Annotated in this window: 21 protein-coding genes and 1 pseudogene; 16 read left to right on the plus strand and 6 right to left on the minus strand. The window is 67.6% G+C overall.

Annotated features, from left to right (window positions below; translation table 11 throughout):
• The 5 genes from infB to KN815_RS18285 all read left to right on the plus strand — a co-directional run.
• On the plus strand, positions 1-2,099 hold a 2,099-nt coding region (gene infB, locus KN815_RS18265; protein ID WP_216342996.1), incomplete at its 5' end, for a translation initiation factor IF-2.
• A gap of 124 nt (positions 2,100-2,223) precedes the next feature.
• Entirely contained in the window at positions 2,224-2,520 is a 297-nt protein-coding gene (locus KN815_RS18270; RefSeq protein WP_216342997.1) for a DUF503 domain-containing protein, read from the plus strand.
• Between the two features lie 82 nt (positions 2,521-2,602).
• Positions 2,603-3,127, plus strand: a complete 525-nt coding sequence (gene rbfA / locus KN815_RS18275; protein ID WP_216342998.1) for a 30S ribosome-binding factor RbfA — start codon at positions 2,603-2,605, stop codon at positions 3,125-3,127.
• Positions 3,124-4,062: a tRNA pseudouridine(55) synthase TruB gene (truB, locus tag KN815_RS18280; protein ID WP_216342999.1), complete on the plus strand. Its 939-nt coding sequence runs from the start codon at positions 3,124-3,126 to the stop codon at positions 4,060-4,062. Before rbfA ends, truB begins: the two co-directional genes overlap by 4 nt.
• Positions 4,063-4,271: 209 nt before the next feature.
• Entirely contained in the window at positions 4,272-5,228 is a 957-nt protein-coding gene (locus KN815_RS18285) for a bifunctional riboflavin kinase/FAD synthetase (protein WP_216343000.1), read from the plus strand.
• Positions 5,229-5,358: 130 nt separating this feature from the next.
• Here KN815_RS18285 and KN815_RS18290 read toward each other — a convergent pair whose 3' ends face one another.
• Entirely contained in the window at positions 5,359-7,788 is a 2,430-nt protein-coding gene (locus KN815_RS18290) for a MinD/ParA family ATP-binding protein (protein ID WP_443732325.1), read from the minus strand.
• A gap of 858 nt (positions 7,789-8,646) precedes the next feature.
• A pseudogene (locus tag KN815_RS52580) lies at positions 8,647-8,772 on the minus strand (SCO5717 family growth-regulating ATPase); the annotation flags it as partial.
• 677 nt (positions 8,773-9,449) lie between these two features.
• On the opposite strand from KN815_RS52580, the gene KN815_RS18295 reads away from it, so the two are divergent.
• Positions 9,450-11,000, plus strand: a complete 1,551-nt coding sequence (locus KN815_RS18295; protein ID WP_253209065.1) for an outer membrane protein assembly factor BamB family protein — start codon at positions 9,450-9,452, stop codon at positions 10,998-11,000.
• Positions 11,001-11,070: 70 nt separating this feature from the next.
• On the opposite strand, the gene KN815_RS18300 is transcribed toward KN815_RS18295, so the two are convergent.
• The 3 genes from KN815_RS18300 to eccE all read right to left on the minus strand — a co-directional run bounded on the left by KN815_RS18300 (position 11,071) and on the right by eccE (position 13,546).
• Positions 11,071-11,301, minus strand: a complete 231-nt coding sequence (locus KN815_RS18300; protein WP_093465055.1) for a DUF397 domain-containing protein — start codon at positions 11,299-11,301, stop codon at positions 11,071-11,073.
• Positions 11,302-11,396: 95 nt separating this feature from the next.
• Entirely contained in the window at positions 11,397-12,203 is an 807-nt protein-coding gene (locus tag KN815_RS18305; RefSeq protein ID WP_216343003.1) for a hypothetical protein, read from the minus strand.
• Positions 12,203-13,546, minus strand: a complete 1,344-nt coding sequence (gene eccE, locus KN815_RS18310) for a type VII secretion protein EccE (RefSeq protein ID WP_253209066.1) — start codon at positions 13,544-13,546, stop codon at positions 12,203-12,205. Before eccE ends, KN815_RS18305 begins: the two co-directional genes overlap by 1 nt.
• A gap of 184 nt (positions 13,547-13,730) precedes the next feature.
• On the opposite strand from eccE, the gene eccB reads away from it, so the two are divergent.
• The 10 genes from eccB (at position 13,731) to KN815_RS18360 (ending at position 24,454) form a co-directional block, all read left to right on the plus strand.
• Positions 13,731-15,293, plus strand: coding sequence for a type VII secretion protein EccB (eccB, locus tag KN815_RS18315; RefSeq protein ID WP_216343004.1), 1,563 nt, complete (start codon positions 13,731-13,733; stop codon positions 15,291-15,293).
• Between the two features lie 21 nt (positions 15,294-15,314).
• On the plus strand, positions 15,315-16,574 hold the full coding sequence (gene mycP, locus KN815_RS18320) for a type VII secretion-associated serine protease mycosin (protein WP_216343005.1): 1,260 nt from the start codon (positions 15,315-15,317) through the stop codon (positions 16,572-16,574).
• Between the two features lie 77 nt (positions 16,575-16,651).
• Positions 16,652-17,116 carry a hypothetical protein gene (locus KN815_RS18325; protein WP_216343006.1) on the plus strand — a complete coding sequence of 155 codons (465 nt, stop codon included), beginning with the start codon at positions 16,652-16,654 and terminating at the stop codon, positions 17,114-17,116.
• Positions 17,091-18,998 (plus strand): alpha/beta hydrolase, encoded by a 1,908-nt coding sequence (locus KN815_RS18330; protein ID WP_253209067.1) that lies wholly within the window; start codon positions 17,091-17,093, stop codon positions 18,996-18,998. Before KN815_RS18325 ends, KN815_RS18330 begins: the two co-directional genes overlap by 26 nt.
• A 94-nt stretch (positions 18,999-19,092) precedes the next feature.
• The gene (locus KN815_RS18335) at positions 19,093-19,581 is read left to right on the plus strand and encodes a hypothetical protein (protein WP_253209068.1); all 489 of its coding nucleotides are present in this window, start codon (positions 19,093-19,095) and stop codon (positions 19,579-19,581) included.
• Between the two features lie 644 nt (positions 19,582-20,225).
• Complete coding sequence (locus tag KN815_RS18340) at positions 20,226-20,687, plus strand: DUF2563 family protein (RefSeq protein ID WP_216343008.1); 462 nt, start codon at positions 20,226-20,228, stop codon at positions 20,685-20,687.
• Positions 20,688-20,701: 14 nt separating this feature from the next.
• Positions 20,702-22,252, plus strand: coding sequence for a hypothetical protein (locus tag KN815_RS18345; RefSeq protein ID WP_216343009.1), 1,551 nt, complete (start codon positions 20,702-20,704; stop codon positions 22,250-22,252).
• 182 nt (positions 22,253-22,434) lie between these two features.
• A complete protein-coding gene (locus KN815_RS18350; RefSeq protein ID WP_253209069.1) occupies positions 22,435-23,550 on the plus strand; it encodes a S8 family serine peptidase in 1,116 nt (371 codons plus the stop codon).
• Positions 23,551-23,681: 131 nt separating this feature from the next.
• Complete coding sequence (locus KN815_RS18355) at positions 23,682-24,056, plus strand: WXG100 family type VII secretion target (protein ID WP_216343011.1); 375 nt, start codon at positions 23,682-23,684, stop codon at positions 24,054-24,056.
• Positions 24,057-24,142: 86 nt separating this feature from the next.
• Entirely contained in the window at positions 24,143-24,454 is a 312-nt protein-coding gene (locus KN815_RS18360) for a WXG100 family type VII secretion target (RefSeq protein ID WP_044569463.1), read from the plus strand.
• Between the two features lie 66 nt (positions 24,455-24,520).
• Here the strand turns inward: KN815_RS18360 and KN815_RS18365 are convergent, their stop codons facing one another.
• Positions 24,521-25,183, minus strand: coding sequence for a hypothetical protein (locus tag KN815_RS18365; protein WP_216343012.1), 663 nt, complete (start codon positions 25,181-25,183; stop codon positions 24,521-24,523).
• Positions 25,184-25,327: the final 144 nt, after the last annotated feature.

Consider the following 25,327-nt stretch of genomic DNA (forward strand, 5'->3'; position numbering starts at 1 on the left):
GTGGCGGCGGCGGCTTCGCCGGTCGTCCCGGTGGTGGCGGCGGCGGTCGTCCCGGTGGCGGCGGCGGTTTCGCCGGTCGTCCGGGCGGTCCCGGTGGTGGCGGCGGCTTCGGTGGCGGCGGTGGCCGTCCCGGCTTCGGCGGTCGTCCGGGTGGTCCCGGTGGCCGTGGTGGCACGCAGGGTGCGTTCGGCCGTCCCGGCGGTCCGGCGCGTCGTGGCCGTAAGTCGAAGCGGCAGAGGCGCCAGGAGTACGAGGCCATGCAGGCCCCGTCCGTCGGCGGTGTGATGCTGCCGCGCGGTAACGGCCAGACGGTCCGGCTGTCGCGGGGTGCCTCGCTCACCGACTTCGCGGAGAAGATCAACGCCAACCCGGCGTCGCTGGTCGCCGTGATGCTCAACCTCGGCGAGATGGTCACCGCGACGCAGTCCGTCTCCGACGAGACGCTCCAGCTCCTCGCCGACGAGATGAACTACAACGTCGAGATCGTCAGCCCGGAGGAGGAGGACCGCGAGCTTCTCGAGTCCTTCGACATCGAGTTCGGCGAGAACGAGGGCGGCGAGGAGATGCTCGTCGCGCGTCCGCCGGTGGTGACCGTCATGGGTCACGTCGACCACGGTAAGACGCGACTGCTGGACGCGATCCGCAAGACCAACGTCATCGCGGGCGAGGCCGGCGGCATCACCCAGCACATTGGTGCCTACCAGGTCTCGACCGAGGTCAACGACGAAGAGCGCAGGATCACCTTCATCGACACCCCGGGTCACGAGGCGTTCACCGCCATGCGTGCCCGTGGTGCCAAGTCGACCGACATCGCGATCCTCGTGGTGGCGGCCAACGACGGTGTGATGCCGCAGACGATCGAGGCGCTGAACCACGCCAAGGCGGCCGATGTGCCGATCGTGGTCGCGGTCAACAAGATCGACGTCGAGGGCGCGGACCCGACCAAGGTGCGCGGTCAGCTCACCGAGTACGGCCTGGTGGCCGAGGAGTACGGCGGCGACACCATGTTCGTCGACATCTCCGCCAAGCAGGGGCTGCACATCGACGACCTGCTCGAGGCCGTCGTCCTGACCGCGGACGCCTCGCTCGACCTGCGCGCCAACGCGGAGCAGGACGCGCAGGGCATCGCGATCGAGGCGCACCTGGACCGCGGCCGCGGCGCCGTGGCCACCGTGCTGGTCCAGCGCGGCACCCTGCGGGTCGGCGACACGATGGTCGCGGGCGACGCCTACGGCCGCGTCCGGGCGATGCTCGACGACAACGGGAACGCGCTGGAGGAGGCCGGCCCGGCGACCCCGGTCCTGGTGCTCGGTCTGACCAACGTGCCCGGTGCGGGCGACAACTTCCTCGTCGTCGACGAGGACCGCACCGCCCGCCAGATCGCCGAGAAGCGTGCCGCCCGCGAGCGGAACGCGGCGTTCGCCAAGCGCACCCGCCGGGTCTCCCTGGAGGACCTGGACAAGGTGCTCAAGGCCGGTCAGGTCCAGCAGCTCAACCTCATCATCAAGGGCGACGCGTCCGGTTCGGTGGAGGCTCTCGAGTCCTCGCTGCTCCAGCTCGACGTCGGCGAAGAGGTCGACCTGCGCGTCCTGCACCGCGGTGTGGGTGCGGTCACCGAGACCGACATCGACCTGGCGACCGGCTCCGACGCCATCGTCATCGGCTTCAACGTGCGCGCCGATGGGCGTGCCACGCAGATGGCCGAGCGCGAGGGCGTGGACGTCCGGTACTACTCGGTCATCTACCAGGTGATCGAGGAGATCGAGGCGGCCCTGAAGGGCATGCTCAAGCCGGAGTACGAAGAGGTCGAGCTGGGTACGGCGGAGATCCGCGAGGTCTTCCGCTCGTCCAAGCTGGGCAACATCGCCGGTGTGCTCATCCGCTCCGGCGAGGTCAAGCGGAACACCAAGGCCCGCCTGGTCCGCGATGGCAAGGTCATCGCGGAGAACCTCAACATCGAGGGTCTGCGCCGCTTCAAGGACGACGTCACCGAGATTCGCGAAGGCTTCGAGGGCGGTATCAACCTCGGCAGCTACAACGACATCAAGATCGACGACGTCATCGCGACGTACGAGATGCGCGAGAAGCCGCGCGGCTGACAAGCGGCTGTCCCACCGGGGCCGGTCGGCGGAGGAATTTCCGTCGATCGGCCCCGGCCCTTGCGTGTACGGTGCGAGAAGCCCGCATTCACAAAGGCCCCACGGGTGGCTTGACCCGGACCGCATGTATGTAGGGACGTTGTCCTTTGACCTGCTTCTCGGCGACGTACGGTCGTTGAAGGAGAAGCGCTCCGTCGTCCGCCCGATCGTCGCCGAGCTGCACCGCAAATTCGCGGTGAGCGTGGCGGAGGTCGGGGACCAGGACCTCTACCGCAGGGCCCAGATCGCCCTGGCGATGGTCTCCGGGGACGCGGGCCATCTCACGGACGTGCTCGACCGCTGCGAGCGGCTGGTGGCGGCGCGGCCGGAGGTGGAGCTGTTGTCGGTGCGACGGCGGTTCCACGGTGACGATGATGAATGAGGGCCGGATCGGCGGCGGCAGACCGCCCCGGCCATCGATGACTGACGCGAAGAACTGACGCGAAGAAGAGAGAAGAAGACGCATGAGCGACACCGCGCGGGCACGCAAGCTGGCGGACCGCATCCGGGTCGTGGTCGCGGAGACTCTACAGCGGCGGATCAAGGACCCGCGGCTGGGCTATGTGACCATCACCGACACCCGGATCACCGGTGATCTGCGGGAGGCGACCGTCTTCTACACGGTCTTCGGCGACGACGAGGAGCGGGCGGCCTCCGCCGCGGCCCTGGAGAGCGCCAAGGGTGTGCTGCGGTCGGAGGTCGGACGCCAGACGGGGGTGCGCTTCACCCCGACCCTGACGTTCGTCCCGGACGCGCTGCCGGAGAACGCCCGCACCATCGACGACCTGCTCGCCAAGGCCCGGGAGGCGGACGCCCAGGTGCGCGAGGCGTCCTCGGGCGCCAGCTACGCCGGCGACGCGGATCCGTACCGCAAGCCGGGCGAGGACGAGGCCGACGAGGAGCCCGGCATGGACGGCGACGGGCCCGGCGCGGACGGTAAGGCCGGCAAGGAGTCCGGCACGGACGGCAAGGGTTCATCGGACGCATGACGCGCAAGGGCAGGGCCGGTTCCGGGGCACCGGACGGCCTGGTGATCGTCGACAAGCCGGCCGGTTTCACCTCGCACGACGTCGTCGCCAAGATGCGCCGGTTCGCCGGCACCCGGCGGGTCGGCCACGCCGGAACGCTGGACCCGATGGCCACGGGCGTGCTCGTGGTCGGCGTGGAGAAGGCGACGCGGCTGCTGGGGCATCTGGCGCTGACCGAGAAGGAGTACCGGGCCACCATCCGGCTCGGCCAGACCACGGTCACCGATGACGCGGAGGGCGAGATCACCGCCTCGGACGGTGCCGCCGGGGTCGAGCCGGGCGCCGTCCAGGCCGGGATCGAGGAGCTGACCGGGGATATCCAGCAGGTCCCCTCGAAGGTCAGCGCCATCAAGATCGACGGTAAGCGCTCCTACGCACGGGCGCGGGAGGGCGAGGAGTTCGTGATCCCGGCGCGGCCGGTGACCGTCTCCTCCTTCGTCCTCCACGACCGCCGCGAGGCCAAGGCGGAGGACGGCACCACCGTCCTCGACCTGGACGTCACGGTGGTGTGCTCCTCCGGCACCTACATCCGGGCGCTGGCGCGCGACCTCGGCGCCGGACTCGGCGCCGGCGGCCATCTGACGGCCCTGCGCCGGACCCGGGTCGGCCCGTACGGGCTGGAGGCGGCCAGGACGCTGGAGAGCCTGGAGGAGTCGCTGGAGATCATGCCCATCGCCGAGGCGGCGGCTGCCGCCTTCCCGCGTTGGGACGTGGACGACCACCGGGCCCGGCTGCTGGGCAACGGCGTACGGATCGACATGCCCTCGGGGGAGGGCGCGCCGGGTCCTTCGGCATCGGCTTCGGGGCCGGTCGCGGTCTTCGGGCCGGAGGGGCGTTTTCTGGCCCTCGTGGAGGAGTCGAAGGGCAAGGCGAAGAGCCTGGCCGTCTTCGTATGAGGCCATCGGGGCGCGTCGGGGCCAGGGCGCCCCGGTGTGCCGTGACCGGCTCCGTGCTGCGTTGCGAGCGCCCGGACCGGCCGCCTACGGTGGCTTTCCGGCCGGTCCGGGCACTCGTGGAGACCACCGATGCGAGGCGGGCGACCGGGGCATGGCAGTCTTAGACCTGCGAAGTCGACAGACAAAGGTTCGGGCGAGGAGCGGGCAAAGTGCAGCGCTGGCGTGGCTTGGAGGACATCCCTGAGGACTGGGGGCGCAGCGTCGTCACCATCGGTTCCTACGACGGGGTGCACCGAGGGCACCAGTTGATCATCGGCCGTGCCGTGGCACGGGCGCGTGAGCTGGGCGTACCGGCGGTCGTGGTCACCTTCGACCCCCATCCGAGCGAGGTGGTGCGGCCCGGCAGCCATCCGCCGCTGCTGGCCCCGCATCAGCGGCGCGCGGAGCTGATGGCCGGGCTGGGCGTGGACGCGGTGCTGGTGCTGCCGTTCACGGCGGAGTTCTCCCGGCTCACCCCCGCCGACTTCGTCGCGAAGGTGCTGGTCGACAAGTTGCACGCACGGGTCGTGGTGGAGGGCCCCAACTTCCGCTTCGGCCACAAGGCCGCCGGGAACGTGGCCTTCCTGCGCGAGCTCGGCACCACCTACGACTACGAGGTCGAGGTCATCGACTTGTACGAGCGCGGCGAGGCGGGCGGCGGCGAGCCGTTCTCCTCCACGCTGGTGCGCCGGCTGGTCGCCGAGGGCGATGTGGCGGGCGCGATGGAGGTCCTCGGCCGGCCGCACCGGGTCGAGGGTGTGGTGGTACGCGGTGCGCAGCGCGGCCGTGAACTGGGCTTCCCGACGGCCAACCTGGAGACCCCGCCGCACACCGCGATCCCGGCCGACGGCGTCTACGCGGGCTGGCTGACGGCGCGGGGCGAGGCGATGCCCGCGGCGATCTCGGTCGGCACCAATCCGCAGTTCGACGGGACCGAGCGGACGGTCGAGGCGTATGCGATCGACCGGGTCGGACTGGATCTGTACGGACTCCATGTCGAGGTCGACTTCCTGGCCTATCTGCGGGGCCAGGAGAAGTTCGACTCGATCGAGGCGCTGCTGGAGCGCATGGCGGCCGATGTGAAGCGGGCCCGTGAACTCGTGGAGGAGCACGGCAGCAGCCGCTGAGGTGGTGTGCGGTGTGCCCGTGAGACGCCCGTGAGGTACGCCGTGCGGTGAACGTGGATGCGCCCCGTGGGCCCGGTGATCCGGGCCCACGGGGCGCATTGCTTCCGCTTGCTACTGCTGTAGTCCCTTGCTACTGCTGCGGCCCGGGGGGCTGCTGCTGCCAGGGCTGCTCCGGTTGCCCGGGCTGGCCCGGCTGTCCTGGCTGGACCTGCTGCCACGGCTGGCCGGGCTGCGGCTGCTGCCCCTGCCCGTAGGACTGCTGCCAGCCTTGCTGACCGCCCTGCTGACCGCCTTGCTGTGGGTATCCGGGGTACTGCGGCTGCTGGCCCTGCTGAGGCGCGTAGGAGCCCGGGTAGGGCTGCTGGCCGGGGTAGGGCTGCTGGGCCTGTCCGGGCATCGGCGGGGCCACCTGCGGCGGCTGAGCCCCGCCGTCGCCCGTCCACAGCCCTTGCTGCTGCTGGGCGCGGGTGAAGTCCTCCGCGACCATGGCCGAGAGGTTGAAGTACGCCTCACGGGTCTTGGGCCGCATCATGTCCAGGTCCACCTCGGCGCCCGCCGACAGATGCTCGTCGAACGGCACGACGATCACCCCGCGGCAGCGGGTCTCGAAGTGGGACACGATGTCCTCGACCTTGATCATCTTTCCGGTCTCCCGGACCCCGGAGATCACGGTGATGCTCCGCGAGACCAGATCCGCGTAGCCGTGCGCGGACAGCCAGTCGAGGGTGGTGCTGGCACTGCTCGCACCGTCCACGGAGGGCGTGGAGATGATGATCAACTGGTCGGCGAGGTCGAGGACGCCACGCATGGCGCTGTAGAGCAGACCGGTGCCCGAGTCGGTGAGGATGATCGGGTACTGCTTGCCCAGGACGTCGATGACGCTGCGGTAGTCGTCGTCGTTGAACGTCGTCGAGACAGCGGGGTCGACGTCGTTGGCGAGGATCTCCAGCCCCGACGGCGCCTGTGAGGTGAACCGCCGGATGTCCATGTAGCTGTTGAGATAAGGGATCGCGGTGACCAGGTCGCGAATGGTCGCACTGGTCTCCCGCCGCACCCGTCGGCCGAGGGTGCCCGCGTCCGGGTTGGCGTCGATCGCGATGACCTTGTCCTGGCGCTCGATGGCCAGGGTCGAGCCGAGTGCGGTGGTCGTCGTGGTCTTGCCGACACCGCCCTTGAGGCTGATCACCGCGATGCGGTAGCAGGAGAGCACCGGCGTACGGATCAGCTCCAGCTTGCGCTGCCGCTCCGCCTCCTCCTTCTTGCCGCCGATCTTGAAGCGGGAGGGGCCGGGGGTGTTCTTCTTCGGCTTCTGCTTGCCCTTGATCAGCCGGTCGGAGGAGAGCTCGACCGCGGCGGTGTACCCGAGCGGCGCCCCCGCGCTTCCGCCCTGGCGCCGCTGGTCGGGCGTGACCGTCGGCCAGCCGCCGGTACGGGGATCGGCCGGGGTCGCCGGGGTGGCCGGTGCTGGCGGGGCGGCGTGGGCGTCGGGGCGCGGATAGCCGTAGCCGTCGTGCGGCTGCCCCTGCCCCTGCCCCTGCGGCCCGGGCCCGGGAACGCCGTCGCCAGGTCGCGGGAAGCCGTAGCCCCCCTGCGCGCCCGGTACGCCCGGACCCTGCTGCGCCGGGAACTGCTGCCCCGGGAACTGCTGGCCGGGGGGCTGCTGGCCCTGGGCGGGATCGCTCGGCTCGTACGGTGCGGGCTGGCCGGGCTGCCCGGGCTGGCCCGGGTACATCGGCTGCCCGGGCTGGGGCGTGGGATTGGGATAGGACTGCGGATTGGGCTGCTGGTGGTACTGGCCCTGCTGGTCCGGGGCGGGCGGCTGCGGGAAGCCGTAGCCGCCCGGGACAGGCATCGGCCTCTGGCCCTGGCTCTGGCCCTGACCGGCCGGGCCGGGCGCGGGCTGGCCCCCGGCTTGCGGATAGCCGTAGTGGGGCCCCTGCGGAGCCGGGGGACCCTGCGGACCGGGCTGCTGATAACCGCCCTGCGGACCAGGCACGTTGGCCGCCGGGGGCTGTGCCCCCTGGCCCTGATCCGGCAGCGGGACCGGACCGGGCTGGCCGGGGACCACACCGGGAGCGCCCTCGCCAGGACGCGGATAGCCGTATCCGCCCTGCGGCCCGGGCCCAGGCGCCGCGGCGGCGGGCTGACCGGGCTGACCCTGCGACTGGGGCGGGGGAGGCGCCCAGGAGGTGTCCTGGGACGGGAGCGGCACGCCGGCGCCAGGCGTGGGAGGCCCGTCCGTCCGCTGCTCCGGAACCGGAGCGGGACCCGGAGCCGGTGCGGCGTCCTCGGGCGCGGCGGGCTGGAAGTCCGGGGGCAGGGGCGGCAGCCCCGACTGCGGCACGGGCGGCGGAGCCCAGGTGGCGGCGGGCTGCTCGGAAGAGGACGCGCTAGGCGGCACGGCGTCCTCGGGGATCGCGTCCTGAGGCTCGACGGCCGCCTGCCTCAGCTCCTCCATCTCACGCCGCAGCTCGGCTGTGGAGAAGCGCAGGGTGCCCTTGCTGGGCACTTCGTCGTCGGTACGGTCGTCCGCGTCCGCGAAGCCGGATTCGTCGCCCACACCGGCATCAGAACCAGAACCAGAACCAGAACCAGAACCAGAACCAGAACCGGAACCAGAACCGGAACCAGAACCAGAACCGGAAGAAGAATCCGGACCGGAAGAAGAACCAGAACCAGACCCGAACCCAGAACCAGGACCAGACCCGAACCCGGGACCAGCCTCGGCAGCCTCCTCGGAATCCTCACTCCGCCTGTCGGCCACCTCGCGCCGCAGCGCGGCGGTGGAGAACCGCACGGTGGAGGGGCTGACCACATCGCCGTTGTCGCTCTCATCGGAGCCGGACTCGGGTTCCGGCTCGGGCGCGGACTCGGGAGCGTCGTCCCGCGGGGCCGCGGCGGGCGCCAGGTTGAAGTCGTCGTCGACGGGAGCGGAAGCGGTGAAGGGAGCCGGAGCGGGAGTCGCCGCAGACGCCTCCGCATCGACCTCGGAAGCCTCGACGGAAGATTCTCGGGGCGCGGGTTCGGACTCGGGGTTGTCCGACGCGGCACCACCCGCCACGGCGTCAGCCGCGGGCGCACTATCCCAACCCGGCCTGGAATCGGGCAAAGGCGGCATACGGAAGCCCGCGTCCGACCCTGCCGCGGCTTCAGACCGTCCCTCGTCCTCCCTCCGCGCGGGGCCCCCCTCCACCTCGGAGGCGTCCGAAGCGACATCGGCGGAGGGCGGCGCGGTCGGCGACGGCCAAGCACCCGGAAAGCCGCTCGGCTCCGGCGCCCCCGGCACGGACACAGGATTACCCGTGGGCGGCGGAGGCGGCGGGCCCGGCGCTCCCGCACCGGTGCCCGTCCCGATCCCTCCGGAACCGCCGGTCGACGCGGGGGCCGTGGAGGCCGGCGAGGACGACGACGAAGCGTTCTGCGTGTACCAGGCGGGCGGGGTGTAGTCGATGGTGAACTCGCCCGTGTGCTCGGTCTCCGCGTCGGACCGATCATCGCCGGGTGTGTTTCCGCCCGTGCGGATCTCGTCCCGATCGCTGCTCACAATGCCTCCTGGTGTGGTCGAACACCCTTGAAAATCTTGGCGAGGCCGATCTGTTGCCGATCGCTACTGTCGTCCGACCGTTCGGCTTTCCCCTTTTGTGTCGCCGGGGATCCCTGAACAGGTTCTCCACCGGGTACCCCAAGACTAATCACCATGAGCGCCACGAGGGCAGGCCCGTCCGCGCACTCAAGGCAGTCCGAGACCTCACCGTGCCTTACGACGGTGCGTACCCGGCAACCACGGGGGGAAGTCCAAGCGTCCGGTGGTACAAAGAATCCCCGCTCGAATGCCGTTGCGCAGTGGGACCTGCGACCGCGTCGCCCCTTTCCGGCCGGTGCCGCCGACCGGATCGCGGGGAGGTGGCCGACCGGTCGGTGGACTCGCGTGAGAGGTAGGCGCAGATGTCGCAGCCGCCCCAGCCCCCCAACCAGCCGCCCCCCGGCGGCTTCGGCCCGCCCCCGGAGCCCGAGGAACCCCAGCGGCCTCAGCCGCCCCAGGAGCCCGGCCAGGGCGGCTCCGGCTCGCCGCGCAGACCTCCGGTGCGGAAACCTCCCGTGCCCCCCGTATCGCCCGCCGCGCCCCCGAGACCCCCATCGACCCCGTCGACGGGCCACACCCCACCCCAGATATGGGACACCGGCGTCCTGCCGTCGAGCCCGCCTCCCCCGCCGCCCGGCGTGCCCGGTCCCCCCGGCCCGGACCCCGCCAACCCGTACGCCCAGAGCCCGTACGCGGGTCAGCCAGGGTACGGCGGCCCGCACTCCCCGCCGCCCGGCCAACCGTACGGCGCGCGTCCGGTCAGCGGCGGCGGCCCGGCCCGTCAGCGCAAAGCCCTCATCATCGGCGCGGTGGTGGCGGTACTGCTCGCGGTGGGTGGCGGGGTGTACGCCACGGTGGGCGGCGATGACGACGGTAAGAAGCCCACCGCCGGATCCACGACGACCACCCCCGACCGACCGCGGACACAGGACCCGACACCCAGGGCGACCGGCGACGGCGACAACACCGGCGGCCGCGGCAGCGGCGAGAGCGATCCCAACGATCAGCGCCGGGCGGGCGAGGCGAAGGTTCTCTACCAGACGCCCGCGCCCGAGCTCAGCAAGAAGAACCTGGAAGTGCCCGGCTTCTGGGCGATGAAGGGCTATGTCGTCAAGGCCGTCGAGAACAAGATCGTCGCGTACCAGGACGAGGGGGGCAGCAAGTGGACCCTCTCGCTCCCCAAGGCGGTCTGCGCCGCCCCCCACTCCACGACCGATGGCAAGGTCGTGGTCGCCTATGAGGGCCACGGAAAGAACTCGTGCAGCCAACTCGCCCTGATCGACCTGAACAAGGGCGTCAAGCTCTGGGACCACCACGCCCCCGAGACCGGCTCCCTGGGCAGCGGCTACACCAGTGTGGGCATGGCACAGAGCGGCGATCTCGTCGGCATGGCCTGGTTCGGCGGCTCCGCCGTCATCAAGGTCAGCGACGGCAAGGAAGTCTCATCCGAAAAGCCGAGTGCTGGCTGCTCCATCGACGGTTACGCGGGCGGCAAGGTCCTGCTGCGCGCCTACTCCTGCACCAATGGCACCGCGAGGCTCCAGCAACTCACCCCCAGCGGCTCGATCAAGTGGACCTACAACGTCCGTAAGGGCTACAAGGTCAACAACATCTTCTCCAGCAGCCCCGCCGTGGTGGCCCTCACCGACCAGAACCGACAGTCCGGCGGCATCCTGGCCATCTCGGACAACGGCAAGGAACGCTCGACCCTCGCCCTGGGCAAGCACTCCTACCAACCGGAGTGCGGCACGGACATCTTCGGCACGAACATGGGCAACTGCGAGGGTGTCGCCGTCTCCGCCGACACCTTCTACCTGCCGACCGAGATGACCCAGGACCAGGGCAAGGGCTCGACGAGCGAGATCCACGCCTTCGACCTCGACACCGGCAAGCGCAAATGGGCGGTCAAGGTGGCCGAACGGCTCCTGCTCCCACTGAACATGGACGGCAAGAACCTCATCGCCTACGAAAAGCCCTCGTACACCGCACCCGGCCAGATCGTCCGCATCGCCCCCGACGGCGGCAAGCCGAAAACCCTGCTACGCCTGCCCCAGGCCACCCAGAGAACCGAGCGCGACTTCTACTCCGCCACCCATACCTACCGCAACGGCAACTTCTACATCGCCACCAACCGCGTCACCGGCAACGACTCCACCCCCGAAAAGCTCCTCCTGGCCTTCGGGCCCTGAGCGGCGGCCGAGCGGCGGAACGACCGTGGGGGCGGACACCAGCCGGTGTCCGCCCCCACGCCCGCGCTTCTCAGGTCAGATCGAATTCGCCGTCCCTCGCGCCCAGGACGAAGGCACGCCATTCGGCCTCCGTGTAGCGCAGCACGGTCTCGGGGTCGGTGGAATTCCGCATGGCCACTGCCCCATTCGGCAGGTAGGCGATCTCCACCCGGTCCTCGGAGGTGCTGCCAGGTGCGCTCAGCCACTCGACATCGGAGATGTCAAGGGCGTACAGCTCTTCCTTCTCTTTGGCGTCGGCCATCGGTGGAGAATCCCTTCGGGTACCGCGGAAACTAGCCCGCCTGGTGCTTGGCTGCCAGTCTCATCCACGGTGTGCGCGGCGGCAATCGAACACCGTCAGTCCATGCGGCGAGCCCCGCCCAACAGGCCCGACTCGACGTCCGTCGGATGTGTCGCCACATAGAGCCGGGTTTGGCGATCACACCAAAGAGTGACCCCGTCGGGGAGCGTGGACAGCGACTCGACATCCATGGACGGCAGCCCCATGATCTGCCCGACCTGGATGGCCTCCTCGGGGGACACCCGCTGGACGCCCACCAGGTCCGCGTTCTCCATGAGCCGGGGCGCGACCGGGCTCATATAGGGCAGAAGCGTCAGCACGGACTGCCATGGCGCCGAGGAAACCCGCCCGCGCGGCGGCCGCATGCCCGCGTCACGGATCACCAGAACGGGGCTGCCGATCGACGGCCCCTGTGGCGGCACACGTCCCACGTCGTGAAGTGTCATGCTCTGGTACCCGCCGTTCGCGGCCTGCGCCAATGACGCCCACATCTGCTGACGGCCGGTCTCCACGGTGACCCGTGCGCCCGTGGCGACCGCTCGCAACCCGATCACCTGCGCTGTCCACAGCCCGCCGACCAGGACGACATTGAAGGGCGTAGCACGATGCAGGCCCAGTACTGCGGGTTGATCCCGCGCGCCGACGCCGATCATCACCCCGTCGTCGCCGATCGGCAGCGCGAGTGCGTCGAACTGCTCCGGGGGGAGCTCATGCCCTTGGCGCCGCGGTCCGATCAGTCCGAAACCCCGTCGCGGCCTGCGGGGGGCGGGAGTGACCGGCTCATCCGTCTGACCAGGCATGAGGCCAGGCGTCGAGGCCGGGGCGTGAGAAGGGCCGCCTGAGACGGTCGTCGGCATGGCCATCAGCGGGTCCCTCCCAGGGGCAGAGTGGCGAGTACGCCGGGTACCTGCTCGCGGTCCAGCCGTGCGAGCCCCACCCGTACCCCACGGGCGGTGCGCTGAAGCTCTCGCCTCATCCCGACCAGGTCGTCCGCGCTATGACTCGTGATCCGGAGATGCCCGCTCACCGTGGGGGCGGGCCGGCCGCCCTGCGTCCCGCCCCGCCGCAAGGTGAGGCTGAACGTGGTCGCGAGCGCGGGGAGCGAGGTCAGCAGCGCGGCCAACTGGGGCAGGGGCGTGGCGCTTGGCCCCAACTGCGGCCACCGGCTGACCCAGTAGGTGGTGTGCCACCGGTCGTCGCAGCGCCAGGCTCGTGTGCTCTCCACCGTGCGTCGGTTGAGCGTGTTGGTCTGCCGGGCCTGCGCGGTCGCTCGCGGGTTGACGCTCGCGGCGGTGGCGATCGCCGCTGTCACGCCTTCCTCCGTCAGGAGCGTTACGCCGAAACCCGCCCCCTGTAGTCTGCTCGACAACTGATCCGCGGCCCGCAGTACACACCGCTGCGCACCCTCGAGGCCCCCGCCCCTGGCCGCGACGGCCTCCGGACAGAGCTCCGGGTTGAACTTCAACGCCACCCACGTCAGACGGACCGCGGGGGCGCCCGTCTGCTCCTGAAGCGGCCCGTAGTTGCGCACGGGCACCGTCTGCGCCGACAGATGGGGTGCGGGCGCCGCCAGCGCATGCTGCACCACCTGGACGGACTCCAGGACAATGCCGTCGACGTCCATGGCGTCCCGCAGCAGCGAAAGCGGAAGCGGACGCTGCATACGGTGCGGGCGCAGCGGCGAGTCCGTCGCGTCCACCTGAAGGATGGCGGTCAGGAACGTGCCGTCGCCCACCAGGCCGACCATGCGCCGCTCACGATCGGTGAACGTATAGGTGCGCAGGGCCGGTTCGCACTCCAGGGCCGGCGTGAACACGGGGTCCGCGCCCGCGTCGACCGGCTTCGCCGCTTGCCGCTGGCGCCTGCGCAGCGCGAGCGCGGTGCCCAGCCATTCCGGAATCGGCTGCTGATGACGCGTGACCACGGCCAGCAGAACCAGGACGACGCCCACGACTCCTGCGGGCACCAGCAAGAGCTTGTTGACGACTCCTGCGGCCAGCACGATCGCCGCGGCCACCTCGACCAGCACGAATTGCTGCAACCGCAAGGGGCCGATGCTGCCGGGCCGGGACGTCGTGCGCGGAGTGGCGGAAGCGATGGGGGCTCCTGTCGGGGGAGTGCCAGCGGGCGCTGGCGGACGCGATCCGCTCGGTGCTCCTCGGCCGGACGGGCTCCTCGCGTTACGTGCGCGCGTTGCGGCAGCCATCCCCGTCAGCCCCCTCAGATCCGAAACCAGCCCGAACGGCCCGGTCGTCGACCGCCCGCCGGTCAGTGTCCCCGGGCGGCATCAGCCAGTTCACTACCGGCATAGTAGAGGGTCGGTACGACACCAGGACCGACGGCAGGCTACCTGACTACCGAGGCCGAAAAGCGGGGAGAAGCGGCTAAAAATGGCATCACGGCGGGATGAACTCAACGCCTATATCTATGCGAAGAAGCGGACAGTCGCCGCGTTCTTGCAGCCCACGCCGAGTGGTACGGAGGAGGGCGCGCCGCGTCCGCTGCGCGCGGTCCTTCCCGGAGTCGTCGTCGGGGCCCTGATTCTCGCCGGTTTCGGCGCCTGGGGCATGTTCAAGCCCGTCGCCCCCAAGGGGTGGGACACGCCGGAATCGCATGTGATCGTCGGCAGCGACTCCACCACGCGGTACGTCATCCTGAAGACCGGCGGCAAGCCTCAGCTCCACCCCGTGCTGAACCTCGCCTCCGCCAAGCTCCTCCTCGACCCCGAGAAGTCCAGCATCATCAAAGTGAAGGAGTCGGAGCTCGACAACGGCCACATCCCGCGTGGCCCCACGATCGGCATTCCGTACGCGCCGGACCGCATCCCCAGCGCGGACGAGGCGAAGAAGCGCATGACGTGGGCGGTCTGCGAACAGCCGGGCGGCAATGGGAAAACCACCCAGAAGGCCGTCTTCCTCTTTTCCGAACGGGACCCGAAGCTGAAGAAGATGCGGGGATCCCAGGCGCTCCACGGTGGCCAGGCCCTCTATGTGCAGGGCCAGGACGGCGCCCGCTATCTCGTAGACCCGCGGGGCGTCAAGTATTTGATCGGCGGGCCGGACTGGAAGGCCAAGTCCGCCGAGGACACCAATCTCCTGCTGCGCTCGATCTTTCACGACGGGGCTCAGCCGCAGCACGTCACCAGGGACTGGCTGGCCACCTTCAGGGACGGGGCACCGATCGACTTTCCGCAGGTACCAGGCCGGATCGGCGATGACGCCGGGGTGTCGAGCCTCGGCGAGGCGAACCGGGTCGGCATGGTGCTCGAAGCGCCCACCGGAGCCGGCACCCAGAAGTACGTGGTGCTTCAGGGAAAGGTCCAACGCGTCTCGGAATTCGTCGCCAAGCTCCTGCTCAGAAGCAAGACCTCCATCAACGAGGCGAGTACGGCCAAGCGAGTGGCGGCCCCGTCGTTCACCCCGGACACCGAGAATGAGTTCTACGGCAAGTATCACTGGCCGAGTGAAATTCCGAACCAGGCCAACTCCGTCGATCCCGCACTGGGCAGCGGAGCCCGGGACACGAGCTGTAGCGTCATGGGTGGCGTGACCGCCAAGGGCGGTGCGCAGGTGGTCACTTGGGCCGGTCGGGATTTCCCGGCCACCATCCCGGACGGTGCCACCAGCGCCTATGTGACCCCGGGCTCGGGAGTGCTCTACCGCCAGGTGAGCGGTCGCCAGATCAAGAACGGGCCGGTATTCCTGGTGACCGACACCGGCCTTCGCTACTCGGTCCAGTCCAACAACGACAGTGATTCCGGCACATCGAAAATCGGCGACGACGGCTCCGGCAAGGACAAGGCCACGGAGACGCAGCAGGACGTCAACAAGGCCCAGCGCAGCCTCGGATACCAGGACGTCAACCCGACTCCGGTGCCCGCGGACTGGTCCGAATTCCTGCCCACCGGTCCACGCCTCGACGCCAACAGCGCCAAGCAGCCCCAGGGTTCATAGGACATGAGGAAGCCGAAACACATGCGGCGCATCATCAAACCCTTCGCCCTGTCGGCGGCGACGGCCCTCACCGCTGTGACCGCGGCAGCCGGACCGATATCGCCCTCCGCGGCGCCGGATCTGTCCCTCGCGGGCAGCGGCGAATGCAGTTATCCGGCCAAGCAGATCAAGGGCACCCCCTGGTCCCTTCAGCGCGTCATGCTCGACCAGCTCTGGCATGACACCAAGGGGCTGGATCCGAAGGGCCGTCCGGTCAAGGTCGCCGTCATCGACACCGGTGTCGACAACACCAATGACCAGCTCAAGGACGCCGTCGACGCCAAGAGCGGCAAGGAGGTCCGCAGGGCGGGCAAGAAGGGCCTGTCCAAGGGGAAGAAGGGGGACGGGACGGACGACTCGGTCGGCCACGGCACCAAGGTCGCCGGCATCATCGCCGCCCGCCCGCACACGGGCACGGGGTTCGTCGGTATCGCACCGAAAGCCGAGATCATCCCGATCCGGCAGAACGATGAAAAGGGCTCCGGTACCACCGACACCATGGCCACGGCCATCGACTGGGCGGTCCACGCGGGAGCCCGCGTCATCAATATCTCCCAGGACACCGTCAAGCCCCTCCAGGCAAACAGCAACCTTCAGCAGGCCGTTGAGAAAGCGCTGCAAGAAGACGTCGTCGTGGTCGCCTCCGCAGGCAACGACGGTCTCGACGGCAAGGTCAAGAAGACCTACCCGGCCGCTTACGACGGCGTCCTCGCCGTCGGCGCCTCGGACCGAAACAACGAGCGCGCCGCCTTTTCCCAGTCTGGCGACTTCGTCGATGTCGCCGCTCCCGGCGTCGAAATGGTCTCCACCGTCCCCAAGGGCGGCCAATGCGTGGACAACGGCACCAGCTTCTCCGCGCCGTACGTCGCCGGCGTCGCCGCCCTGATCCGTGCCAAGCACCCGGACTGGAAACAGCACGAGGTGGTCGCCCAGATCGAGCAGACCGCCGAGCGAGCCGTCAACGAGCACGACCGCTTCATCGGCTGGGGCGTCGTCGACCCCGTCCGCGCACTCACCGAGGACGAAACCCGCATCGACCACGTCACGCTGGACAAGGGCGCCGCCCATGACGTCGCCGCGCCCGACCCCGCCCCCATGCCCTTGGGCGAGACCCCCCAGGAGCGAAGGGAACGCCTCGCGACGTACTCCGTGGGGGCTGCGGCCGCCGTGGTGGCGGGTATCGCGGGCCTGGCCGCGGTCCTCAACGAACGGAGGCGCCGTCGCTCCGGAGCAGTTGAGTAGGAGTACTCAGGGAGGCGCCTGATCATTCTCCTACACTGAGCTATTTGACGTCGCTGTGATCATGCAAGGGGGAGCGTATGTCGACGTTCGAGGCGGAATGGGCGCAGATGAAGCGCGAGGCGTCCGGTGACACCGGGATGAGCCTCGCGAGCGCCGACGACAAGCCGGGATGGGCACAAGGCGGATCAGGCGGGGTGAAGTCCAGCAAGAGGGCCTGGACCACAGCCGGTCGGAGTGTCGGCAAGCTCCGGGGGGACATCAAGACGGCGCTGACGAAGCTGGAGGAGGAACAGACCGGCCTGGGCGCGGGCAGCGACTCTGGTGGCGGCATCCAGAGCGCGGCGGCCCAGCGGGAGCTCTACCGCTCCTGGAAGCACTACCTGAAGGGCGTCAGCGGGAAGTGTGGCGCGATTCAGAACCGGCTTGAAAGGGCCGGGGATCACCAGTACAAGAACGACGAGGCCACCAAGTGCGCGTTCGACGGGCTGGACGTCCTGTACAAGGACACGAAGCCTGTTGGCGGCGACAGCCGGGGTCGGTGAAGCGGCGGTGGATTACGCGACGCTCAAGTCCCTCAAGCCCTCGGAGTTCGAGGATGCCGCGGGCGGCTATAGGACGGTCGGCGACATGGCCAGTCAAGCCAAGGATGACGTCGAGAGTCAGATCATCGCAGGCATGCGGGAAACGGTCGATGGCCAAGCCGTTCTCGAAGGTGAGGCCGCTGAGGCCGCCGTGGTGCAGCTCCGGAAGCTGGCGACGAACTTCCACTACACCCAGGTCGAGTGCGCTCTCATCACCACTGCCCTCAACTCTCTGGCCTACGAACTACGAGCAGCCAAGGACAAGCTCGACGCCGCTGTGGAAGACGCCGAGGCAGAAAAGTTCTCGGTAGGCCCGGATGGCTCGGTGAGCTACCCGGCGGCCGGTGACAAGGTCGACGGGAAGGTGCCGGAGGGCGGCACGGTCCAGGGCAGCGCGAAGGGCAAGCCGACGAACCAGCCGATCGACCCGACCGGCGACGCGAATGATGCCGCCGACGCCCTGGATCGCCAGGCGGCGAACATCCACCCCAATCCGAACTTCGGCCGTGCGGTGGCGATCGCCAATCGCATCGCTCAAGCCGTCTACGACGCCACGCAGGCCGACGAGAAGTGGGCCCCCAAGCTGCGCAAGCTGAAGGCCGACGACGATCTGACCGTCGCCGCGGAGGACTGGGCCGACGCCAAGAAAGACACGGGGGGTGTCCGTGGCGGTGCGAAGGAGTACTTGGACGAGATCAATCCTCCCCCCAAGGATGGCGATCCGAAATCAAACGCGGACTGGTGGAAGGGGCTCTCCGAACAGGAGAAGGCCGACTACATTTCGATGTACCCTGACAGCGTTGGTAAGCTGAATGGTCTTCCGGCGGACGTTCGCGACGAGGCGAATCGTGCAGTGTTCGAGGAAAAACGGGCGGAGTACCAAACCCAGTACAAGAACATCCCCGAGGAGCCCAAGCCAAAATATGTCCCCAGCGGCAGGACTATGAGATATAGCGACGAATGGCTTGAATGGCATCAAAAATATGAGGGGAAGAGAGAGCATCTGAAGTCCGCTTTGGAAGGCATGAAAGCCATCCAGAGGCGTTTCGATGGAACAGGCGAAGGCGGTCTGCCTGAGGCGTATCTCCTTGGGTTCGATCCCAAGGGCGACGGACGGGTTGTCCTGGCCAATGGAAATCCGGATACCGCAGACCACACGGCCCTGTATGTGCCGGGTACAAAAACACATCTAGGTAGTATTGACGGTGACCTGAACCGCGGTGCGACGCTGTGGAGGGAGAGTCAGGCACTCTCGCCTGGCGACAAGATCTCTACCATTACATGGTTCGACTACGATGCTCCGAATCAGATCCCTAACGCCACGAGCGACAAGTACGCAGAAAAGGCTGCTCCCACCCTCCGTGAGTTCCTTGACGGCAATAAGGCGGCTCATGAGGCAGCCACTGGTGGCACTGCACACACCACTGTCATCGGTCACAGCTATGGCAGCACGGTCATAGGGGATGCAGCTAAATACCGTAGCGAATACGCGGACACCTGGAGCGATCCGTTGCCGGCCGACGACGTGATCGCGGCGGGGAGCCCTGGCATGCAGGCTGAACATGCCGCTGATCTCGGCATAGATCCCGACCACATGTGGGCCATGAAAGCCGGAGGCACGGGAAGCGACGACTGGTTCGTCCGAGAGGGCGGAAGAAACATCGGCCTTGGTGGCAACAGGGTCATTCCCACCGACAAGGAGTTCGGCGGACATGTCATGGAATCGGATGCGGGTGACCACGGTGGTTATTGGAACGTAGACGATCACCAAAAGCCATCCATCAGCCTGAAAAATCAGGCTCGAGTCATTGTGGGCGATTATAAGGGTGTGACACTTGAGTGAGCCGAGCTGCGGACCGCTGCGAGGGTCCCGAAAGTTCTCATGGTTGATTTGTGCCGTGGTGGCGGCACCGTTGATTCTGGTGGGATGCTCATCTATGGACGATAACACCGAAGTCGGCGGCGGCGCAGAGGCCAAGCTCGGTTACAAGCCAGAAGTCCGCGCTGTTGAGAAAACAAAACAAGAGGTCAATTCCATTTCCAGCAGCCTTCTGGACTGGATGGGAGTCAAGGGCAAGGTCACTGAGTCGGGAGCGGCGGTCAGTGTCTGTGAGGCGATCGATCCCGACTTGACGAAGTATTACACAATTCACCACCCGTGGTCGGTCTACAAGCTGAGCAAAGGAACGTTCGACACGGCGATGCAGAATCTCCGTGAGCGATTGCCGAAGCATGGCTGGGATATCACGAAAGACGGTGAGACCAAGTCGCAGGCGCGGAATCCGGAGCTCGTTGCGGTCAATCGAAAGACGCACCATTCGGTGCAGATCGAGTGGGCCAGGGAGCGGTCAGGGGACCTTGAGGAACTGATCAGCGTGGACGTCGACTCTCGCTGCTATCGTGCTCCCAAGGGTGCTGATCTCTAACTGAGGATACCAAGTAGGGTAATTCGCCAAGCGTGTCGGTCTGGCGGAATTTGGCCATGTGACTCATTGGTGATCGGTGGGGGGCCCGCTGCGTTACGCTGTGAAAGAGGCCGTCGGTCTCGCTGGCACCCCTGCGAGGTCGATGAGACTTACAAGTCCAATGAGCATCCAATGAGCAATAGACGGCCGAGTGCTGGTGCCGGAACTCCGGACGCCTAGGGATGAGCGTCCGGCGCCTCGATACCGCTTCACCTGCGCAGTGCGGGGAAGTCGTTGATTTTGGTCTACGGCCCGCCTCCAGCGTGTGCAGCCGCATCTCGCCCCGTTGCCTGGCTGGGGCAACTGGAGGCAGGGGCCCGGCCGCGTCACGGCCCACACCCGGTGCCGATGGGGGCTGCGGCTCGCCTTGAGGGCGAAGCCGGAAGCCCATGCCGCCGTACCGGGAAATAGGTATGCGTACTCATGTGCGTCTGTGGTGAAGTCGATAGTGTCACCGGATGTGACGTGTGCCTCGTATGTGTCATTTGGGGGAGGGGACCGTTACTGAACCGTCGACGTCCCACGGCTACGCGGTAGTTGGGGCGTCCCAGCCCGACGGATAGAGTGGCTTAGGACATCGTTGGTGTCATACGGGGAGGGACAGCGTGAGGCCCATAGAGCCGGGGTCTGAGCCACAGACGCCGTTCGGCAAGAAGCTGGTCAAGGAAGCCGAGACGCTTGCCAAGTTCAAGACGCGCCTGGACAAGGTCCTGACGGACCTTGAGAAGTCCCCGGCATCGCGCAAGACGATCTCGCAGCAGTCCATCACGCGGGACGCATACGGTTCGGGCTCCGGGTTCACCTCTTCTGACGACCTGGCCAACCTCTACGAGAAGGTCCATGCGCGGTTGGAGACGCTGTGCAAGTCCTTCGGCGACCAGATCGAGGCGATGGGCCTCATGGCGATCGTCGCCGAGCGTGGCTATGACGGCATGGACGCCGAACAAGCTCGTCGCATGCGGGAGATCCAGGCACACACGCGGAAGTACTACCGCGAGCCCACCGAGAAGCACGCTGGTCAGACTGAGAAGCACGGCAGTAAAGAGGTCGGGGGCGACGCGCTGTGAGGGGGAGAAGGTAGATGGCCGGGGGGAAGTTCGAGAATCGGTCGCACGACGAGCTCTACAACATGGTCGCGACCGCGCAGCCGGGTCAGCTCACCGATGTCGGTGCCGCGCTGATGGCTGCTTTCGACGACATCAACGCCATCGCGGACGAGCTGAAGGCCCACGCCGAGCGGGTGCACTGGGAGGGCGAGGGTGCCGACGCATTCCGGACCTGGGGTCGCGAGGTGGCCAAGCAGACCCACAAGATGGCCGACTACACCTTGCTCGTCGGCGTACACATGTCCACTGCGGGCCAGGGCCTGACCGAGGTCAAGGCGGCGATGCCGGCCCCTACGGTGGCCGACGACAAGAAGCACAAGAGCGACGCGGAGAAGGCGGTCGCGGACAAGCACCACCTGGAAGCGCTCCAGCAGATGGACAAGCTGGACTCGTACTACGAGACGGCGTATACGGAGATCAAGGGCTTGGAGGAGCCGAACTTCCCCCTTCTGCCCGACCTTGGGTCAGGCTGGACTGACCACAGCTCTGGACCGTCCGCTGGAGTGCCGACATCAGCGGGGGAAAGGCAAGGAGTCGGATTCGCCACGCCGTCGTCGCTCGCTTCCAACCCTCGCGGTGTCCCGAAGGCCACCTTGCCTTCGGGTATCGGGAATGAGGGGCTTGCGGACAGAGACGTGGAGCTTGAACCAGACACGAGCACGGCCATCGACTCCACGAACACGCTGCTCTCACCTGACGGCACCGACAAAGTTCGGCTGCCTGCTTCGCCGCCCCAGGATGCGCCCGATCAGTATGTGAATCCTGTGGGGCCAGGCGGGCCCCGGCCGCTCCTGCCAAGTGCGCCGCCACCTATGCGAGGTGGAGGCAACCCCGTACGTGAGCCTCTCGCCCCTTACCAGGGCGCGGCAAAGCCGCCCCGGCCGACGAGCCTTCCACGAACCGGGTTGCCCGACGGCATTCACGGCCCGACCCAGGCTCGCCCACCAGCACAAAACAACGCCCCACGCATTCCTCGAGGCAGGGTCATCGGAGAAGAGCAAGGGCTGATGAGGCGTGCGCCGACGGGACCCGCCACGCACGGTTTCAGAGGTACGCCCTCGCCGTCGAATGGCGGGCCGGGCCGACGGCTCGCCTCGGAGCCGGGCGGGACCGTGGACAGCCCACGAGGACCGAACAACGCGAACGGGCAGCGTTTGCCACGGGGCACGGTCGTCGGAGACGAACATGGTGTCCCTCCGAGGCGTGGTCCCTTGGGCACGAGCGGCGTGTCCGGCGAGGATGGTACGCACGCGCCTGGGAGCAGTGGAGGCCAGGGCCGACGGCTCGCGTCAGAGTCGGGAGGCCCCGTCAGCGGTACGCGCTCTGCACGCGCCTCCCAGTCGGAGTTCACTCCAGGGGGATCCGGGCTTGTGCGGGGCAACCAGGAGCCTGAGCCTATGCCGCGCTCCGGCAGGGGAGCACCGAACGGCTCTGAAGTCTCCGGATCCAGGCCCGATTACCTTCAGGAAGACGAAGAGACCTGGTCGGGTGGACGGCGGGACACGGTCCCGCGGGTCATCGACTAGATCGACGGATCCCCGTGCAATGCCGAGGAGAGCACTCACCTATGCCACTTCAGAAGTACGGAACGCGGAGGCGTTCCCTGTCGGCTCTGGCGACACTCGGAGCCGGACTCATGGCGGTGGGTGGTATAGCGCCCGCGGCAGCTGCACAGGACATCGGCTCTCAGCAGTGGTACCTAGAAGGCATGCAGGCCAACGACATGTGGAAGGTGAGCAAGGGCAAGGGGATCACCGTCGCGGTAATCGACACAGGCGTGGATGCCTCATTGCCTGAACTTCGCGGCCATGTGCTCAAGGGCAAGGATGCATCCAATGCCCCCACGGACCCGCATAAGGATGCGACGGGCCATGGCACGAACATGGCTGCCCTTATCGCAGGAAACGGAGCCGGTGGAGGCGTAAGGGGATTGGCGCCGGAAGCAAGAATCCTGCCGGTGAAGGTAGTCGGCGACCCCCGGGCGGACGCGCCCGACCCTTTGATGGCCAGAGCAATCAAGTTCGCGGTTGACCACGGATCACGGATCCTGAATGTTTCATTTGGGACTATTACCGGACAACGTGAGAATTTCGCCAAGTCTCAGAGCGCTGTCAATTACGCTCTTAAGAAGGGCGCTCTCGTATTCGCCGCGGTGGGAAACAACGGGGACAAGGATAATCTGCCCGGATATCCCGCTTCTCTTCCAGGAGTAGTTGGCGTGGGGGCAATCGACCGGAAAGGAGGGATGGCAAAGTTTTCGACTCACGGAGACAGTGTGGGGCTGGTGGCACTTGGAGATGAGATCGCCGGGCGCTGCGAGAAAGATCTCGATCAGACCTGTATCAGCGGTGGAACCAGCCAAGCCACCGCCATCACCTCTGCCTCCGCCGCCCTGATCTGGTCCAAGCACCCCAAGTGGACAGGCAACCAGGTGCTGCGCGTCATGATGCAGACCGCTGCGAAGCCCAAGACCGGTGACATCCCGAGCAGTTACCTTGGGTATGGCTCGGTCCGTCCTCGCAAGGTGCTTCTCGACGGCGAAGGGAATCCGGGGCCGGCCAACACCAATCCGTTGCTCGCTCGTGAAGGAGCTACGAAACCAAAGCCCTCCGAATCGGCGTCTAAGGCCGCAGGGGATGCCGAACAGCCCCCCGCATCGGATGAGCAAGCCGCTAAGAAGCCCGCGGCGGAGGCCAAGGCGAGTGACGACGGCGGTAATACGACGCTCTGGGTCGCCTTGGGCGCGGGCGTAGTCGTCGTCGCCGGGGCCGCGGTCGCCTTCACCGTCGTACGACGTCGTGGTGGAACGATGGCCAGGCCGTAAGCAGCACCAGCACCAGTACCAACTACAGCTAGACGCTTCCTGCCATGTCAGGTAGGAAACTCCACAGAGTGGTGAGCTGACGCAGAATCCCCAGCTCGGCTCACCAACACATCATGGGGGAAGGTGGAAAGATGTCGGGCTCGCAGCGGATTAGCGACGCACATTTCAGGAAGTTCGAGGGTGACCTCGGTCGCGTCAGCGAGGACCTCTCGCAGAACCTGCGCACGCTGATCAACGCCATCGACACGGTGGAGGCGGCGTGGACCGGTCAGGGCGGAAGCGCGTTCAGGAGGGCGCAGATGAGCCTCAACGAGGACCACGAGGCTCTGCGTCAGCTCATCGTCAACATCCACGAGGCGGTGCAGCTCACGCACCGTTCCGGTGGTGCCAACGACAGTGAGATCGCATCCCAGCTCCGCAGCGTTGACGTCAATGGCAGCGCGGCCGGCGGGCACCTCGGCAGTGGTGCGGATGGCCTGGCCCACAGCAAGGTCGACCAGTTCTAGTCGCCTGGGGGCGCCATCAAAGCCCTGGGACAGAAATGACAGAAATGATCGACAACCATCAAGACACCACGAGGGGTGGAGCATAAGTGTCCGGTGACGGGATGGACATCAAGGTCACATACAACTCGCTCGAGGACACCGCCGGTGACCTCGAGCGCGGCGCCAGGGTGGTGAGCCAGCAGATCGAGGCCATCATCGCCTCGGTCAAGGCCGTGACCGACGGTTGGGAGGGCGAGGCTCACCAGATGATGTTGGCCGCCGAGAGGCAGTTCAAGACGCGCGCCAACCACATCGAGAGCACCCTCAAAGAGGTGGCGACCAAGGTCAGGACCGGCAGCATGGACTACCACGCGACCGACAAGAAGTCGGCTCAGCTCTTCCAGGACATCACCATCTGAGGGTCCGGTCGCAAGCACATGGGGGTGGGCAACCGCTGAAGCGGTTGCCCACCCCCATATTTGCGTTTACCGCAGCCCCGCCTTCGGCGGCGGCGCCACAATCTTCGGGTCCGGGTATTCGGGAGCTTCCCGACAATCCAACTGCGACGTTATCTTCTTCGCCGAGGCGATGAGCAGCTTGGCGTGGGAGTGGTCGCTGACGGTGAAGTGGTCGCGCATAGCGAACTCCAGGGAACGGCCCCCTCCCGATTCCGTTCCGCCGCCCCTGTCGATGTCACACGTGACGACGAGTCTGCCGGCGTCCTCCGGACCGACGGTGGTCGTGTAGTGCACCGACTGGCCCGACGGGGGTGAGTGAGGAGTCCACGCCACGGTGAGGGCGAGCAGCTCCTTCCCCTCGGCCTTGTCCGTCAAGGTGCAGAGGTCCTCGGGCGTGCTTCTCCTGGCCGACTCCTCCCGCAGCGCCTTCGCGACCTGACCGGTGCTCTCGGTCTTGACCGGATAGACCTCGCTGGGCCCGTTCGGCTCCCGAGCCTCCTTCGCGATGGCCTCGTCGAACAGGCCATCGCAGGCTTGCGCGACAGGAATGAGCCCGGCGTCGGCGGTCGGCTTCGCGGTCGCCCTCGGAGACTCGGATTCGTCGCCGCCGCCACAGCCCGTGACGGCGATGGCAGATGTGCAGACGAGGGCTGCCAGCCGCCCCAGAGTCAGGCGAAGTTTGCGGTGCACGATCTCTCCTGTCGACTCCATCAACTGCCGCTCCCGGTCAGCTGGGCGTCACCGACGCCACGTATGTAGCCGGCCTTTACGCGCTCGCTGGCCTGGTTGTACCAAGCGCTGTCGTCGAGTTCGGGATGGCCGGCGATATAGGCA

This window comes from Streptomyces niphimycinicus, from assembly GCF_018883605.1.
GTDB classification, from domain to species: domain Bacteria; phylum Actinomycetota; class Actinomycetes; order Streptomycetales; family Streptomycetaceae; genus Streptomyces; species Streptomyces niphimycinicus.

Bases quoted from the DNA above. Each gene is read 5' to 3' on its own strand.
- KN815_RS18350 (WP_253209069.1), top strand. From the start codon at position 22,435: ATGCAGGCCAACGACATGTGGAAGGTGAGCAAGGGCAAGGGGATCACC.
- truB (WP_216342999.1), top strand. From the start codon at position 3,124: ATGACGCGCAAGGGCAGGGCCGGTTCCGGGGCACCGGACGGCCTGGTG.
- KN815_RS18325 (WP_216343006.1), top strand. From the start codon at position 16,652: ATGTCGACGTTCGAGGCGGAATGGGCGCAGATGAAGCGCGAGGCGTCC.
- KN815_RS18270 (WP_216342997.1), top strand. From the start codon at position 2,224: ATGTATGTAGGGACGTTGTCCTTTGACCTGCTTCTCGGCGACGTACGG.
- rbfA (WP_216342998.1), top strand. From the start codon at position 2,603: ATGAGCGACACCGCGCGGGCACGCAAGCTGGCGGACCGCATCCGGGTC.
- KN815_RS18355 (WP_216343011.1), top strand. From the start codon at position 23,682: ATGTCGGGCTCGCAGCGGATTAGCGACGCACATTTCAGGAAGTTCGAG.
- KN815_RS18305 (WP_216343003.1), bottom strand. From the start codon at position 12,203: ATGGCCATGCCGACGACCGTCTCAGGCGGCCCTTCTCACGCCCCGGCC.
- KN815_RS18300 (WP_093465055.1), bottom strand. From the start codon at position 11,301: ATGGCCGACGCCAAAGAGAAGGAAGAGCTGTACGCCCTTGACATCTCC.
- mycP (WP_216343005.1), top strand. From the start codon at position 15,315: ATGCGGCGCATCATCAAACCCTTCGCCCTGTCGGCGGCGACGGCCCTC.
- eccE (WP_253209066.1), bottom strand. From the start codon at position 13,546: ATGGCTGCCGCAACGCGCGCACGTAACGCGAGGAGCCCGTCCGGCCGA.
- KN815_RS18335 (WP_253209068.1), top strand. From the start codon at position 19,093: ATGGACGATAACACCGAAGTCGGCGGCGGCGCAGAGGCCAAGCTCGGT.
- KN815_RS18345 (WP_216343009.1), top strand. From the start codon at position 20,702: ATGGCCGGGGGGAAGTTCGAGAATCGGTCGCACGACGAGCTCTACAAC.
- eccB (WP_216343004.1), top strand. From the start codon at position 13,731: ATGGCATCACGGCGGGATGAACTCAACGCCTATATCTATGCGAAGAAG.